At 71.3% G+C, this 15,552-nt stretch carries 13 protein-coding genes; 8 read left to right on the top strand and 5 right to left on the bottom strand.

Features of this window, described 5'->3' with window-relative positions:
* The first annotated feature begins 24 nt into the window (after nucleotides 1-24).
* The gene (mshC, locus tag CGL27_RS12010) at nucleotides 25-1,254 is read left to right on the top strand and encodes a cysteine--1-D-myo-inosityl 2-amino-2-deoxy-alpha-D-glucopyranoside ligase (RefSeq protein WP_119986499.1); all 1,230 of its coding nucleotides are present in this window, start codon (nucleotides 25-27) and stop codon (nucleotides 1,252-1,254) included.
* A 176-nt stretch (nucleotides 1,255-1,430) separates the two neighbouring features.
* Here mshC and CGL27_RS12005 read toward each other — a convergent pair whose 3' ends face one another.
* Entirely contained in the window at nucleotides 1,431-2,582 is a 1,152-nt protein-coding gene (locus CGL27_RS12005; protein WP_119986497.1) for a PAC2 family protein, read from the bottom strand.
* 260 nt (nucleotides 2,583-2,842) lie between these two features.
* Here CGL27_RS12005 and CGL27_RS12000 point away from each other — a divergent pair, with 260 nt between their 5' ends.
* From CGL27_RS12000 to CGL27_RS11970, 7 genes are all read left to right on the top strand, one after another.
* Nucleotides 2,843-4,228, top strand: coding sequence for an enolase C-terminal domain-like protein (locus CGL27_RS12000; RefSeq protein ID WP_240450969.1), 1,386 nt, complete (start codon nucleotides 2,843-2,845; stop codon nucleotides 4,226-4,228).
* Nucleotides 4,225-5,001: an SDR family oxidoreductase gene (locus tag CGL27_RS11995; protein ID WP_119986493.1), complete on the top strand. Its 777-nt coding sequence runs from the start codon at nucleotides 4,225-4,227 to the stop codon at nucleotides 4,999-5,001. The genes CGL27_RS12000 and CGL27_RS11995 overlap by 4 nt, the downstream gene beginning before the upstream one ends.
* A 135-nt stretch (nucleotides 5,002-5,136) precedes the next feature.
* On the top strand, nucleotides 5,137-6,171 hold the full coding sequence (locus tag CGL27_RS11990) for a sugar ABC transporter substrate-binding protein (RefSeq protein WP_119986492.1): 1,035 nt from the start codon (nucleotides 5,137-5,139) through the stop codon (nucleotides 6,169-6,171).
* A gap of 2 nt (nucleotides 6,172-6,173) precedes the next feature.
* The gene (locus CGL27_RS11985) at nucleotides 6,174-7,760 is read left to right on the top strand and encodes a sugar ABC transporter ATP-binding protein (protein WP_119986490.1); all 1,587 of its coding nucleotides are present in this window, start codon (nucleotides 6,174-6,176) and stop codon (nucleotides 7,758-7,760) included.
* Nucleotides 7,757-8,794, top strand: coding sequence for an ABC transporter permease (locus tag CGL27_RS11980; RefSeq protein WP_078640521.1), 1,038 nt, complete (start codon nucleotides 7,757-7,759; stop codon nucleotides 8,792-8,794). The genes CGL27_RS11985 and CGL27_RS11980 overlap by 4 nt, the downstream gene beginning before the upstream one ends.
* A gap of 20 nt (nucleotides 8,795-8,814) precedes the next feature.
* The gene (locus CGL27_RS11975; protein ID WP_203348399.1) at nucleotides 8,815-9,837 is read left to right on the top strand and encodes an aldo/keto reductase; all 1,023 of its coding nucleotides are present in this window, start codon (nucleotides 8,815-8,817) and stop codon (nucleotides 9,835-9,837) included.
* Nucleotides 9,838-9,839: 2 nt separating this feature from the next.
* The gene (locus CGL27_RS11970) at nucleotides 9,840-10,691 is read left to right on the top strand and encodes an amidohydrolase family protein (RefSeq protein ID WP_119986489.1); all 852 of its coding nucleotides are present in this window, start codon (nucleotides 9,840-9,842) and stop codon (nucleotides 10,689-10,691) included.
* Nucleotides 10,692-10,713: 22 nt separating this feature from the next.
* Here the strand turns inward: CGL27_RS11970 and CGL27_RS11965 are convergent, their stop codons facing one another.
* From CGL27_RS11965 to glpK, 4 genes are all read right to left on the bottom strand, one after another.
* Nucleotides 10,714-11,385 carry a FadR/GntR family transcriptional regulator gene (locus CGL27_RS11965; RefSeq protein ID WP_078640519.1) on the bottom strand — a complete coding sequence of 224 codons (672 nt, stop codon included), beginning with the start codon at nucleotides 11,383-11,385 and terminating at the stop codon, nucleotides 10,714-10,716.
* A 159-nt stretch (nucleotides 11,386-11,544) separates the two neighbouring features.
* Entirely contained in the window at nucleotides 11,545-12,015 is a 471-nt protein-coding gene (locus CGL27_RS11960) for a hypothetical protein (protein WP_014059527.1), read from the bottom strand.
* Between the two features lie 344 nt (nucleotides 12,016-12,359).
* Nucleotides 12,360-13,970 carry a glycerol-3-phosphate dehydrogenase/oxidase gene (locus CGL27_RS11955; protein WP_078640517.1) on the bottom strand — a complete coding sequence of 537 codons (1,611 nt, stop codon included), beginning with the start codon at nucleotides 13,968-13,970 and terminating at the stop codon, nucleotides 12,360-12,362.
* A gap of 3 nt (nucleotides 13,971-13,973) precedes the next feature.
* A complete protein-coding gene (gene glpK / locus CGL27_RS11950) occupies nucleotides 13,974-15,521 on the bottom strand; it encodes a glycerol kinase GlpK (RefSeq protein ID WP_119986487.1) in 1,548 nt (515 codons plus the stop codon).
* Between the last annotated feature and the right edge of the window lie 31 nt (nucleotides 15,522-15,552).

Raw genomic sequence — 15,552 nt, 5'->3', positions numbered from 1 at the left:
GCTGCATCCGGTTACGCTCATTGCATGTATGCCTGGCCCGCTTCTGAGGTTCCCGCCCTGCCCGGCAGTGGCCGGGACCTGAGCATTCACGACACCGCGACCGGGGGACGGATCACTCTGACCCCCGGTCCCGTCGCGCGCATCTACGTCTGCGGGATCACCCCGTACGACGCGACCCACATGGGTCATGCCGCGACTTACAACGCGTTCGACCTCGTTCAGCGCGTATGGCTCGACACCAAGCGCCAGGTTCACTACGTCCAGAACGTCACGGATGTCGACGATCCCCTGCTGGAGCGGGCCCAGCGGAACGGCGACGACTGGACGGCCCTCGCCGAGCGCGAGACCGCCCTCTTCCGCGAGGACATGACGGCCCTGCGGATGCTGCCCCCGCGCCACTACATCGGCGCCGTCGAGTCGATACCGGGCATCGTGCCGCTCGTGGAGCGGCTGCGCGACCTGGGCGCCGCCTATGAACTCGAAGGCGACATCTACTTCTCCGTGGAGTCCGACCCCTCCTTCGGGTCCGTCAGCCGGCTCGACGCCGAGGCCATGCGGCTGCTGTCCGCCGAGCGCGGCGGCGACCCGGAGCGCCCCGGCAAGAAGAACCCCCTCGACCCGATGCTGTGGATGGCCGCCCGTGACGGCGAGCCGAGTTGGGATGGCGGATCGCTCGGTTCCGGCCGCCCCGGCTGGCACATCGAGTGTGTGGCCATCGCCCTGGACCACCTCGGCATGGGCTTCGATGTGCAGGGCGGCGGATCCGATCTCGCCTTCCCGCACCATGAGATGGGCGCCTCACACGCCCAGGTCCTCACCGGTGAGCGGCCGTTCGCCAAAACGTATGTGCACGCCGGAATGGTGGCCCTGGACGGCGAGAAGATGTCCAAGTCCAAGGGCAATCTGGTCTTCGTCTCGGCGCTGCGCCGCGACGGTGTGGACCCGGCGGCCATACGGCTCGCGCTGCTGGCCCACCACTACCGCTCGGACTGGGAGTGGACGGACGGGGTGCTGCGGGAGGCCGAGGAGCGCCTCGGACGCTGGCGTGCGGCCGTCTCGCGGCCGGACGGGCCCTCGGCCGCCGCGCTGGTGGAGGAGGTCCGCGAGGCGCTCGCGAACGACCTGGACTCTCCGGCCGCCCTGGCCGCCGTCGACCGCTGGGCGGCCGCGCAGACGGCCACCGGCGGTACGGACGAGGGGGCGCCCGGGGTGGTCTCGCGCGCCGTGGACGCGCTGCTGGGCGTGGCCCTCTGACGCGGCGTCGTATCGCCGCACCGTGATGACGGTGAACGCATGAACCCGCGCCGGGATCCTCCCGGCGCGGGCTCGTCGCTGCTTCCCGCGTGCCGTGCCACGCGGCCGACGTGGGGGCGTGCGGCCCCGTGGAGCGTGGCGTACGCGCGCGGCGGCGCGGTTGTGGGGTTACCGGCCTACCGGCCGGAGCCGGACCCCTCGTCCCCGTCGCCGCCCCGCTCCGTGCCGCTCTCGTCGCGGCGGGGGACGTCCTGGCCCTCGGTGCCCTGGGTGCCCTGGGCACCGTCCGGATCCTTGGCGTCGTCCTCGGCGCCGCCGGTGTCCTCGGCGTCGTTGGCCACCTCGTCCTTGGGGGACGGCCTGCGCGGCCGCCCATGGCCGGTGGCGGGATCCCGTAGATAGGGCGCGCCCGGGCCGCCTGTGCCGCCCTCCCGGCCCTCCGCGAGGCCGCCGCTCTCGGTCGCATGACCGCCGGGGCCGGGCTGGCCGTCGCGCCGCCGCAGATAGCGCTCGAATTCGCGGGCGATGGCCTCGCCCGACGCCTCCGGCAGCTCGGCGGTGTCCCGCGCCTCCTCCAGCGACTGGACGTACTCGGCGACCTCGCTGTCCTCGGCGGCCAGCTGGTCCACGCCAAGCTGCCAGGCCCGCGAGTCCTCGGTCAGCTCGCCGAGGGGGATGCGCACCGAGATGAGGTCCTCGAGGCGGTTGAGCAGCGCCAGGGTGGCCTTCGGGTTCGGCGGCTGCGAGACGTAGTGCGGCACGGCCGCCCACAGGCTCACCGCCGGGACGCCGGCGTGGGCGCAGGCCTCCTGGAGAACTCCGACGATCCCGGTCGGGCCCTCGTAGCGGGTCTCCTCCAGATCGAGGCTGCGGGCCAGGTCCGGGTCGGAGGTGACCCCGCTGACCGGCACCGGCCGGGTGTGCGGGGTGTCGCCGAGCAGTGCGCCGAGGATGACGACCATCTCCACGCCCAACTCATGGGCGTAGCCGAGGATCTCGTTGCAGAACGACCGCCAGCGCATGCTCGGCTCGATGCCGCGCACCAGCACCAGGTCCCGGGACGTCTCCCCGGTGTCCGCCCGGACCACCGAGAGCCGGGTCGTCGGCCAAGTGATCTTGCGCACACCGCCCTCCAGGGCCACGGTGGGCCGGTTCACCTGGAAGTCGTAGTAGTCCTCGGCGTCGAGCGAGGCGAAGACCTCGCCCTTCCACTCCCGGTCCAGGTGCCCGACCGCGGTCGAGGCGGCGTCTCCGGCGTCGTTCCAGCCCTCGAAGGCACAGATCATGACCGGGTCGATCAGCTCGGGAACCCCCTCAAGCTCGATCACCCAGCGCCTCCTTCCGACCGGGGCGGACGGATCGGTGCCGCCACCGGCTGCAGTTCCCATTGCGTGCCACCCAAGCCTACGGCTTTCCGGTGCTCCGGCCGCAGCCCCCGTCCAGGGGCACTAAGAGATTCATCCGATCTGTCCTTCGAAAGTTCCGGCGCACCTCTGGACGAAACCCTTGGGGCAGCGCTATACATCGGATCACCGCGAAAGGTCCGATGTTCTCTCTCGCGCATCGTTTCAGGGAGCACCCATTGAGTCTGCGTCCATCCGTCACCGAGCTCGAGGTCCATGACATCCGGTTTCCCACCTCGGAGCAGCTCGACGGCTCGGACGCCATGAACCCGGACCCCGACTACTCCGCCGCCTACGTCGTGCTGCGCACGGACGCGGGGGAGGGGGCGGCGTCCGAGGGACACGGCTTCGTCTTCACCATTGGCCGCGGCAACGATGTCACCGCGGCCGCCATCCGCTCTCTCCGCCCCCATGTGGTGGGCCGCCCCGCGCCGCTGACGGCGGCCGATCTGGCCGCCCTGCACCGTGAGCTGACCCATGACTCGCAGCTGCGCTGGCTCGGGCCGGAGAAGGGCGTCATGCATATGGCGGCGGGCGCGGTGGTCAACGCCGCCTGGGACCTCGCCGCCCGGCAGGCCGGCCGGCCGCTGTGGCAGTTCCTCGCCGAGATGTCGCCCGAGGAGCTGGTCGAGCTGGTCGACTTCCGCTACCTCACCGACGCGCTCACCCGTGACGAGGCGCTCGCCATCCTGCGCGCCGCCGAGCCCGGCCGCGCCGAGCGCGCCGCGCTGCTGCGCGAGCGGGGCTACCCCGCCTACACCACCTCGCCCGGCTGGCTCGGCTACTCCGACGAGAAAATGATCAAGCTGGCGCAGGAGGCCGTCGCCGACGGCTTCGGCCAGATCAAGCTCAAGGTCGGCGCCGATCTCGACGAGGACCTCAGACGGATGCGGCTCGCGCGCGAGGCGGTCGGCCCCGATGTGCGCATCGCCGTGGACGCCAACCAGCGCTGGGACGTGGCGGAGGCGGTGCGCTGGATGAGCGCCCTGGCGCCGTACGACCCGCACTGGATCGAGGAGCCCACCAGCCCGGACGACGTCCTCGCCCACGCCGCCATCCGCGCCGGACAGCCGGTCAAGGTCGCCACCGGCGAGCATGTCGCCAACCGCGTGGTCTTCAAGCAGCTGCTCCAGGCCGAGGCGGTCGACTTCGTCCAGATCGACGCGGCACGGGTCGCCGGGGTCAACGAGAACCTCACGATCCTGCTGCTCGCCGCCAAGTACGGACTTCCGGTGTGCCCGCACGCGGGCGGCGTCGGGCTGTGCGAACTCGTCCAGCATCTGGCCATGTTCGACTTCGTGGCCGTATCGGGCAGCTGGGACGACCGGGTCATCGAGTATGTCGACCACCTCCACGAGCACTTCGCCGATCCCGTGGTCATCGAGTCGGGCCGCTACCGCACCCCGACCGCGCCGGGCTTCTCCGCCCGTATGTACCCCGAGTCGATCGCCGCCTACCGCTATCCGGACGGGCCCGAATGGCGGGCCCGCCTCGCGGGGCCCGAACCGGCACCGCCTGTACCGGCAACGCCCGCACCCGCACAGCCCGTACGACAGGAGGACAACCAGTGACCACCGGCGACTTCGAAGGGCTGGCCGCACTCGTCACCGGGGGCGCCTCCGGTATCGGCGCCGCGATCGCCGCCACGCTGCGCGACCGGGGAGCGCGGGTCGCCGTGCTCGACCGCGATCCGTCGGGCGCCCCGGACGGCACGCTGCCGCTCAAGGCCGACGTCACCTCCGACGAGGCGATCAGGACCGCGGTGGACGCGGCGGTGACCGAGTTCGGCGCCCTGCACACCCTCGTCGGCAACGCGGGCATCGGCGCGATCGGCAGTATCGAGGACAACTCCGACGAGGAGTGGCACCGGCTGCTGGACATCAATGTGCTGGGTCTGGTCCGCACCGCGCGGGCCGCGCTGCCCCATCTGCGCGCCGCCGCGGCCGACCGGCCCGGCGCCGTCTCCATCACCCACACCTGCTCGATCGCCGCCACCGCCGGACTGCCGCAGCGCGCCGCCTACAGCGCCAGCAAGGGCGCGGTGCTGTCGCTGACCCTCGCCATGGCCGCGGACCACATCCGCGAGGGGGTCCGCGTCAACTGCGTCAACCCCGGGACCGCGGACACCCCGTGGGTCGGCCGGCTGCTCGACCAGGCCCCCGATCCGGCGGCCGAGCGCGCCGCCCTGGCAGCCCGTCAGCCCACCGGACGGCTGGTCTCCGCCGACGAGGTGGCCGCCGCCGTCGCGTATCTCGCCAGCCCCGCCGCCGCGGCCGTCACCGGCACCGCGCTGGCCGTCGACGGAGGGATGCAGGGACTGCGGCTGCGCCCCGCCTCCTCCTGAGACACCGCCTTCTCCTGAGACACCGCCTCCACCCCGGACAACGCCGCAACCCTGGACAACGGCCTCGCCCGACGCTACGCCCAAGACCAGCACCACCCGCACCACTCGACCCAGAACGACCAAGGACGGGACTCGATGACGAGACTCCGCACCACCGGCACCGCCGCCTGCGCCGTGCTGCTGGCCGTCGCAGCGCTCACCGGCTGCAACCGCGAGAGCAATGGCGCCGGCGGCGGCAAGGTCGGGATCGACATGCCGCGGACGGACACCGACTTCTGGAACTCCTACCAGCAGTACCTGGAGAAGGGTGTCGACAAGGGCACCGTCTCCGCGCTGCCGCTGTCCAATTCGCAGAACGACATCTCCAAGCTGGTCGCCAACGTCCAGGCGTTCACCGACCAGGGCGCCAAGGCGATCGTCATGGCCCCGCAGGACACCGGCGCCATCTCCTCCACCCTGGAACAGCTGGAGGAGAAGAAGATCCCCGTGGTGAGCGTGGACACCCGGCCCGACTCCGGCAAGATCTACATGGTGGTACGGGCCGACAACCGGGCGTACGGCACCAAGGCGTGCGAGTACCTCGGTGAGAAGCTGGGCGGCAAGGGCCGGGTCGCCGAGCTCCAGGGCGACCTCAGCTCCATCAACGGCCGGGACCGCTCGCAGGCGTTCGCCTCCTGCATGAAGAAGAAGTACCCCGGCATCAAGGTGCATGAGCTGCCCACCGACTGGAAGGGCGATGTGGCCTCCGCCAAGCTGCAGAGCCTGCTGGCCCAGCACAAGGACATCAACGGCATCTACATGCAGGCGGGCGGCGTCTTCCTGCAGCCCACACTCGCGCTGCTGGAGCAGAAGGGGCTGCTGAAGCCGGCCGGTTCGGACAAGCACATCACGATCATCTCCAACGACGGGATACCCGAGGAGCTGGACGCGATCCGCTCCGGGAAGATCGACGCCACGCTCTCCCAGCCCGCCGACCTCTACGCCAAGTGGGCCCTGAACTACGCGAAGGCCGCTCTGGACGGCAAGACGTTCAAACCCGGCCCCACCGATCACGGCTCCAACATCGTCAAGATCGAGAACGGTCTGGAGGACCAGCTTCCGGCGCCGCTGGTCACCAAGGAGAACGTCGACGACAAGAAGCTGTGGGCCAACCAGCTCGAGAAGAAGTGACCATGGGCACGGTCGAGCAGCCCGCCGTGGTGCGGGCCCAGGGCATCGTCAAACGGTTCGGTCCCACCGTCGCCCTGGACCAGGCCCGGCTGGCCGTCCGGCCCGGGGAGGCCCATGCGCTCGTCGGGCGCAACGGGGCGGGCAAGTCCACGCTGGTGTCCGTCCTGACCGGGATGGAGCGCCCGGACGAGGGCGAGGTGACCTTCGGGGACGAGCCCGCCCCCGGCTACGGCGACACCGCCGCCTGGCAGCGCAGGGTGGCCTGTGTCTACCAGAAGTCGATGGTGGTCCCGGACCTGACGGTCGCCGAGAACCTCTACCTCAACCGCTTCCCGGGGGCGCGCCACATCCGCTGGCGCGCCCTGCGCGAGGACGCTCGCGCGCTGCTGGCCGAGTACGGCGTGGAAGTGGATCCGCAGACGCGCGCGAAGGACCTCAGCGTCGAACAGCGGCAGTTCGTGGAGATCGCCCGCGCCCTCTCCTTCGGCGCCCGGCTGATCATCCTCGACGAGCCCACCGCTCAGCTCGACGCGGGCGGTATCGACCGGCTCTTCGCCAAGCTGCTCGAGCTTCGCCGGCAGGGGGTCGCCTTCCTGTTCATCTCGCACCATCTGCAGGAGGTCTACGAACTCTGCGACACCGTCACCGTCTTCCGCGACGCCCGGCATGTGCTCACCGCCCCGGTCGCCGACCTCCCCAAGGAGGAACTGGTGGCGGCGATGACCGGGGACGACGGCACGGCGCCCGGGGGCGACTCCCGGGCGGCCGTCCGCGCCCCCGTCGCCCGTAAGGCGGCCGACCCGGGCGGGGAACCGGTGCTGCGTACCGAAGGGCTCACCCTGGAGGGCGAGTTCGACCCGCTGGACCTGGTGGTGCGCCCCGGCGAGGTGCTCGGCCTGGCCGGGGCCACGGCCAGCGGCAACACGGCGGTCGGCGAGACCCTGGTGGGCCTGCGCAAACCGGCCGGCGGGCAGCTGTCGGTGCGCGGCCGCCCGGTGCGGCCGGGCAGCGTGCCGCACGCCATCGACGCGGGCATCGGCTACGTCCCGGAGGACCGGCACGACCAGGGCCTGGTCCTGGGCCGCAGCGTCGCCGAGAACGCCACCTTGACCGTCACCGACCAACTCGGGCCCTACGGCATGGTGCTGCCCTCCCGGACCCGCGCCTTCGCCCAGCGGATGATCACCTCCCTGGACATCAAGACCTCGGGCCCCTCGCAGCCCGTTTCGGGTTTGTCCGGCGGAAATCAGCAGAAGGTCGTCATCGCGCGGGCGCTGGCCCGTGAGCCCAGCCTCCTGGTGGCGATCCGCCCGACCGCCGGGGTGGACGTGAAGTCCAAGGACGCGCTGCTCGGCGTCGTACGGGACGTCGCCGCGGCCGGGAGCGGCGCGGTCATCGTCTCCGACGAACTGGACGATCTGCGGGTCTGCGACCGGATCCTGGCGTTCTTCCACGGGCGCGTGGTCGCGGAGTTCGACAGCGGCTGGAGCGACCGTCAGCTCGTCGCCGCCATGGAGGGCATGACGGAGCCGGGCACCAACGGCACGGCGGAGGACACAGAAGACCGCACAGAAGGAAGGCAGTCATGACCGATACGGCACGCCAGCGGACCGCCGAGGCGGTGGCTGACGGCCCGGTGGGGCGGGGCCGGCCGCGGTTCGACATCGCGCGCTGGCGCGATCTGTCACTGGTCCCCGTGATCTTCGTCCTCGGGGTCATCGGCTTCATCGTCTCGCCCGCCTTCCTCACCGAGGACAACCTGATCGGCGTCGTCCAGCAGTCCACCGAGCTGGGGCTGCTGGTGCTGGGCGAGGCGCTGATCCTGATCAGCGGGCGGATGGACCTCTCCCTGGAGTCCACCATCGCCGTGGCGCCGGTGATCGCCCTGTGGCTCGTCCTGCCCGATCACGGGGCACGGTTCGAGGGCCTGGGGCTGCTGCCGGTGTGGACCGCCATACCGCTGTGTCTGGCGGTCGGGGCGCTGATCGGCGCGGCCAACGGCTTCCTGATGCTCAAGCTGCGCGTCAACGGCTTCATCGCGACCCTGGGCATGCTCACCATGCTGCGCGGACTGCAGGTCGGCGTCGCCGAGGGCCAGTCGATCGTCAACGTCCCCGAGTCCTTCCGCTATCTCGGCAAGGCCGACTGGCTGGGCGTGCCCGCCGCCGTGTGGATCTGCCTGGGGCTGTACGCCCTCGGCGGCCTGGCGCTGGGCTATCTGCGGCACGGGCGCGCGCTGTACGCGATCGGCGGCAACCCCGAGGCCGCGAGGGCGGCGGGCATCCGGGTGGACCGGATCACCTGGATCGTGCTGAGCGTCGGCGGACTCCTCGCCGCCTTCGCGGGCATCCTCTACACCGGCCACTACGGCTCGGTCGCCGCGACCCAGGGCAACGGCTGGATCTTCCAGGTCTTCGCCGCCGCGGTCATCGGCGGAATCAGCCTCAAGGGCGGCCGTGGCACGCTCTTCGGAGCGCTCACGGGCGTGCTGACGCTGCAACTGGTCGTCAATGTGATGACCCTGGGCGGGGTACCGCCCCTGTGGAACCAGTTCATCAACGGCTCGATCATCATCGTCGCGCTGATCATCTCCCGCTACGCCAGCGGCGAGAAGCAGGACTGAGAGCCGGTCGGGAGGAAGCCATGGTGGGCGACGGAGGACGGGCACCCAGCGGCCCGCGCGAACTGGGGCGCTCGGGGGTACGCGTACCACCCCTGGGCCTTGGCTGCGCGCCGCTGGGCAATCTCTACGAGGCAGTGCCGGAGGAGCGCGCGCGGGACACCGTAAGAGCGGCGTTCGACACCGGCCTCACCTATATGGACACCGCGCCGCACTACGGCGTCGGTCTCTCCGAGGAGCGGCTGGGGCGGGTGCTGGCCGGGCGCGAGCGCGCCGGGTACACCCTCTCCACCAAGGTGGGGCGGCGGCTGCGCCCACGCGCCCCCGGGGAGCCGGTCCAGGCGGACGGGTTCGCCGACACCCCCGACCGGGTCCGCGAGTGGGACTTCACCCGGGACGGCATCCGCGCCACCCTCGAGTCCTCCCTGGAGCGGCTCGGGGTCGACGCCCTGGACATCGTCTACGTTCACGATCCGGAAGACCACATCCGTGAGGTCTATGAGACGGGGTTCGCCGCGCTGGCCGAGCTGAAGCAGGAGAAGCTCGTCCGGGCCATCGGCTTCGGCATGAACCACAGCGACCTCCTCGCCCGGTTCGTCGCCGACTTCGATGTGGACGTCGTGCTGTGCGCCGGGCGCTGGACGCTGCTGGACCGCACCGCCCACGACGATCTGCTGCCGGTGTGCGAGCGGCGCGGCACCTCCGTGGTGGTCGGCGGGGTCTACAACTCCGGGCTGCTCGCCGACCCCGCCCCCGGGGCCCGCTACAACTACCAGCAGGCGCCGCCCGAGCTCTTGGCGCGGGCCCGGCGGCTGGCCGAGGTGTGCGCCGAGTACGAGGTGCCGCTGCGGGCCGCCGCGCTGCGCTTCCCCTTCGGCCATCCCGCGGTGGCCGCGGCGGTGGTCGGCTGCGCCACCCCGGCCGAAGTCCGGGACAACGCCGAGCTGTTCACCCACGACATCCCCGATGAGCTGTGGCAGGCTCTGGTGGCGCGCGGGCTGCTCGACGAGGACATCCCGCTGCCGGTCCCAACCCCCGAGGAGTGACCTTGCCTCGCCGTATCGACGCCCACCACCATCTGTGGGACCTGACCCGCCGCGAGCAGCCCTGGATGGACGGCCCGTGGGCCGAGCCCATCCGCCGCACCTTCACCCCGGACGACCTCATTCCGCATCTGGACGCCCAGGGGATCGACGCCACCGTCGTCGTCCAGTCCAGCTCCTCCGTCGAGGAGACCCGGGAACTCCTGGCCCTGGCCGGCGGGTCGGACCGGATCGCGGGCGTCGTCGGCTGGGCCGACCTCACCGATCCCGGGGTGGGCGAGGTGCTCGCGGAGCTGGCCGCCGGGCCGGGCGGCGACCGGCTGGTGGGCCTGCGCCACCAGGTGCAGGACGAACCGGATCCGCGCTGGCTGGACCGCGACGACGCCCGCCGGGGGCTCGCCGCGGTGGCCGCCGCGGGGCTGGTCTACGACCTGCTGGTCACCCCGCGCGAGCTTCCCGCGGCCATCGACGCCGTCCGCGAGCTGCCGCAGGTGCGCTTCGTCCTCGACCACGCGGCCAAACCGCCCGTGGCCAGCGGCGAGCGCGACCACTGGGCCCGGCAGCTCACCTCGCTCGCGGCCCTGCCCAACGTCGGCTGCAAGCTGTCCGGCCTGGTCACCGAGGCCGACTGGGACGGCTGGAAGCCGGAGCAGGTGCTGCCGTACGCGCAGCACGTGCTGGACGCCTTCGGGCCCGGCCGGGTGCTGTTCGGCTCCGACTGGCCGGTGTGCGTCCTGGCCGCGACCTACGACGAGGTGGTGGCCCTCGCGGAGCGGGCCACCCGCCGGCTCGGCGAGGACGAGCGCGCCGCCGTCTTCGGCGGCAACGCGGCCCGCGCCTACGGCCTCCAGCCGTAAGGCGCGCGCCGCCTGCCGACGCTCACAGCGTGGAGCGCAGCCACTGCTCCACGCTCGCGATGTGCACCGTCGCCCAGGACCGTGCCGCCTCCGCGTCGCGGTCCCGCAGCGCGGAGAGGATCGCCCGGTGCTCATGGAGGGTGCGGCTGACCGCGTCCTCCTGGGTCAGACCGCGCCACACCCGGGCCCGGGTGGTGGGGCCGGAGAGCCCGTCGAGCAGTGAGCAGAGCACCGAGTTGCCCGAGCACTGGACGATGCCGCGATGGAATTCCAGGTCGCAGGCGACCAGTTCCTCCACCGACGGCGTCTGCCCGAGCGCGTCCAGCTGCGCCTGGAGCCGGTCCAGGTCGGCCTCGCTGATCCGGGTGGAGGCCAGCGCCGTGGCCGCGGGCTCCAGAATCCGCCGTACCGCCAGGAACTCCAGTACGGTGTCATCGCGGTGGAAGTCCACGACGAAGCTCAGCGCCTCCAGCAGCAACTGGGGGTCGAGGCTGGTCACATAGGTGCCGTCGCCCTGCCGAACGTCGAGGATCCGGATCAGCGACAGGGCCCGCACGGCCTCGCGCAGCGAGTTGCGGGACAGGCCGAGATCGGCGGCCAGCTCGCTCTCCTTGGGGAGCCGGTCACCGGGGCGCAGCGCGCCCGAGACGATCATGCCCTTGATTTTCTCGATCGCCTCGTCGGTGACCGCCATGGTGGACCTCCCCGGAGCAAAACATCCGATGTATCAGGGGTCCATTATGACTTATGGCGTGCGCGAAACCGGCGGCGTCTGCCGGGGACGCCGCCGGTCCGCTGGGACCTGCTGCCGGGAGGGCCCGAAGACGGGCTCAGAGCCGGTTCATCGGAGGGCTCAGAAGGTGAACGGCCCCGGGGTCTGGGGCGAGGTGGCGGTGCAGTTCACCGTGATCAGGCCGAAGATGACCAGCTTGAGCGACTTGGCCTCCAGGACGTCGCCCGCGGCCACCGTGCCCTTGAGCGGGCCGGTGGTCACGTCGGAGCCGGTCGGGATGGCCGGGTTGGCGTTGCCGGTGAAGGTGGTGGTCCCGGAGCCGTTCTTCGACAGCGTCAGCGTCGAGCTCACCGAGCCCGCCGGAACGTCGATCGGAGCCTTGATCGCTCCCGAGGACAGGGTGATGGTCGCGGCCGTCCCGCTCTGCGTGGCCGTGAGGGTGGCCAGGCCCGACCCGTAGGTCCCGCAGTCGGCGGTCAGGGTCGCGGTCGTGGGGTCGACCGCGGAGGCGGTCGGCGCCAGCGCCAGCGCGCCGGCGGCCAGTGCTGCTGTTCCCATTGCCGTGCTGATCCCGAGCTTGAAGCGTCTCATGGGACTGCCTTCCGGAGTGGGGGAGTGCGCTGATGTGTGGGGGGTTCCCGCCCGTCGTCCACGGGCGATGTCATTGATGCGCGCACAGCCGAAGAAGGCAAGAGCGATTCAGCAGATTTTTAACGCGCGAGTAGGTCTGCGGCCGTCTCGCGGGATCACCGCCAACTGCCGTACAGGTGACGGAACTTGGGGAAGCCTCAGGTCAGCTCAGCGGCGTGCTGGGCGCCTCCCCGGCGCACCATCGGGGCGATCCGGCCGGGGCCTGAACCGAGTCCGGGCGACCGAGTGAGAAGACGTTTCCTCTCACCCGGCCGCCCGGACCTGGGGAGGCGGCCCCGCGGGGGTCAGGGTCGCTTGGCCAGCAGGTCCTCGACCCGGCTCCGGATGTCCTCGGAGTCCAGGCCGCGGATGGTCAGGGTGGTGCGGCGGCGCAGTACGTCGTCCGCCGTGCGCGCCCACTCGTAGTCCCGGGCGTAGACGACCTGCGCCCAGATCTCCGGGGCGTCCGGGTGGACGCGCTCCGCGAGCGCCGGGTCGCCGCTGGCCAGCCGGGCGATGTCGAAGGAGAGCGAGCCGTAGTGGGTCGCCAGGTGGCGGGCGGTGTCGGCGGCCATGCGCGGGCCGGGGGTGCCGCCGTCCACCAGCAGCCGGTGCTCGACGGCGTGCGGATTGGCCAGGCCCGGCAGCGGCATGTGCTTGGGCAGCTGCTTGACCGGCTCCATGTCGTCGGCGAGCGGACGGCCCGGCAGCTCGGCCAGCTTGTGCATCACGGTGCGGCCGATGTGGCGGAAGGTGGTCCACTTGCCGCCGGCTATGGAGAGCATTCCGCCCTTGCCCTCGGTGACCACGGTCTCGCGCTTGGCCTTGGCGGTGTCGCCGGGGCCGCCGGGCAGCACCCGGAGCCCTGCGAAGGAGTAGGTGATCAGGTCGCGGGAGAGCTGCTGGTCGCGGATGGAGAAGGCCGCCTCGTCCAGGATCTGGGCGACGTCCTTGTCGTTGACCGCGACATCGGCCGGGTCGCCCTCGAACTCCTCGTCCGTGGTGCCCAGCAGCAGCATGTCCTCCCAGGGGAGGGCGAAGGTGATGCGGTACTTGTCGATCGGGGTCGCCAGCGCCGCCCGCCAGGGGGAGGTGCGCTTGAGGACCAGATGCGCGCCCTTGGACAGCCGGATCGACGGCGCCGCGTTCGGGTCCTCCATCCGGCGCAGATGGTCCACCCAGGGGCCGGTGGCGTTGAGCACCAGACGGGCGTTCACCCCGAACTCGGTGCCGTCGGTGCGGTCCTTGAGCTCGGCGCCGGTGACCCGGCCGTCGCTCTTGCGCAGGCCGATGACCTCGGCGTGGTTGAGGACGGTGGCACCCGCCTCCGCGGCCGCCCGGACCGTCATCAGGGCCATGCGGCTGTCGTTCATCTGGCCGTCGCCGTAGACCGCGACCGCCTTGAGGTTCTCGGTGCGCAGCTCCGGGACGTCGCGCGCGGCCCGCTCGGCGCCGATCACATGGCCGACGCCGTCCCGGAACGCGGAGAGCGCCGAGTAGGCGAAGACACCCGCGCCCAGCTTGGCCGCGCCGTGCGGGCCGCCCTTGTAGACCGGCAGATAGAAGGTGAGCGGGTTGGCCAGGTGCGGGGCGACGGTACGGGAGACCGCGCGCCGCTCGAAGTGGTTCTCGGCGACCAGCTTGACCGCGCCGGTCTGGAGATAGCGCAGGCCGCCGTGGAGCAGTTTGGAAGAGGCGGAGGAGGTGGCGCCGGCGAAGTCACCGGCATCCACCATCGCCACCCGCAGCCCGGACTGCGCGGCGTGCCAGGCAGTGGTGATGCCCAGAATGCCGCCGCCGATCACCAGGAGGTCGTACGTCGCCTTGGAAAGCTGTTCCCGGGTTTCGGCTCGGCTCGGGTTCGAACCGGCAGCCGGGTGCGTTCCGAGGGACGGAACGCTCTGCAGGGTGGTCATTGATTACTCCTCGTCTTCGATCCAGCCCATGGTCCGCTGCACGGCCTTGAGCCAGTTCTTGTACTCGCGGTCGCGGACGTCCGCGTCCATTCGGGGGGTCCATTCGGCCGCCCGGCGCCAGTTGGCGCGCAGGGCGTCGGTGTCCGGCCAGAAGCCGACGGCCAGACCGGCGGCGTAGGCCGCGCCGAGGCAGGTGGTCTCGGCGACCATCGGGCGCACCACGGGTGCGTCCAGGGCGTCCGAGAGGGTCTGCATCAGAAGGTTGTTGGAGGTCATGCCGCCGTCGACCTTGAGCGCGGTGAGCTCGACCCCGGAGTCCTTGGTCATCGCGTCGACGATCTCGCGGGTCTGCCAGGCGGTGGCCTCGAGCACAGCGCGTGCGATGTGCGCCTTGGTGACATAGCGGGTCAGGCCCGCGATCACGCCGCGCGCGTCGTCCCGCCAGTACGGGGCGAACAGGCCGGAGAAGGCGGGCACGAAGTACGCGCCGCCGTTGTCCTCGACGGAGCTGGCGAGGGTCTCGATCTCGGCGGCGCTGTTGATCAGGCCCATCTGGTCCCGCATCCACTGCACCAGCGAACCGGTGACCGCGATGGAGCCCTCCAGGGCGTAGACCGGCTTCTCGTCGCCGATCCGGTAGCCGACGGTGGTCAGCAGCCCGTTGTAGGAGTTGACCGGCTTCTCGCCGGTGTTCATCAGCAGGAAGGTGCCGGTGCCGTAGGTCGACTTGGCCTCGCCCTCGGCATAGCAGGTCTGGCCGAAGAGGGCCGCCTGCTGGTCGCCGAGCGCCGAGGCGACCGGCACGCCCGCCAGGATGCCCTCGGCCGTGTGGCCGTAGACCTCGGCGGAGGAGCGGATCCGCGGCAGCAGGGCGGCCGGGATGTCGATCGACGTGAGGATCTTCTCGTCCCAGTCGAGGGTGTGGAGGTTCATCAGGAGGGTGCGCGAGGCGTTGGTGACGTCGGTGACGTGCACGCCGCCGTTGACGCCGCCGGTCAGGTTCCAGATGACCCAGGAGTCCATGGTGCCGAAGAGGATGTCGCCCGCCTCGGCCCGCTCCCGCAGCCCCTCGACGTTGTCGAGCAGCCAGCGGATCTTGGGACCGGCGAAGTAGGAGGCCAGCGGAAGGCCGGTCTCGCGGCGGAAGCGGTCCTGGCCGACGTTGCGGCCGAGCTCGCGGCAGAGGGCGTCGGTGCGGGTGTCCTGCCAGACGATGGCGTTGTGCACCGGCTCACCGGTCTTGCGGTCCCACAGCAGGGTGGTCTCGCGCTGGTTGGTGATGCCGATCGCCTTGACGTCGATGGCGGTGATGCCGGCCTTGCTGATGGCGCCGGCGACGACCTCCTTGACGTTCTCCCAGATCTCGGTGGCGTTGTGCTCCACCCAGCCGGGCTTGGGGAAGATCTGCTCGTGTTCCTTCTGGTCCACCGAGACGATGCGGCCGTCGCGGTCGAAGACGATGCAGCGGCTGGAGGTGGTGCCCTGGTCGATGGCCGCGATGAACGGGCCCTGGCCGTGGGACGAGGCGCTCGTGGTGTGGGTGTCGGTCATGATCTGCTGCTCTCCTGCGGGTGGTGGGGTG

The sequence above is a fragment of the Streptomyces sp. 11-1-2 genome (genome assembly GCF_003595545.1).
GTDB lineage: Bacteria > Actinomycetota > Actinomycetes > Streptomycetales > Streptomycetaceae > Streptomyces > Streptomyces hygroscopicus_B.
The sequence above is the reverse complement of the archived record's forward strand: the minus strand, read 5'-3'. Positions and strand labels throughout refer to the sequence as shown.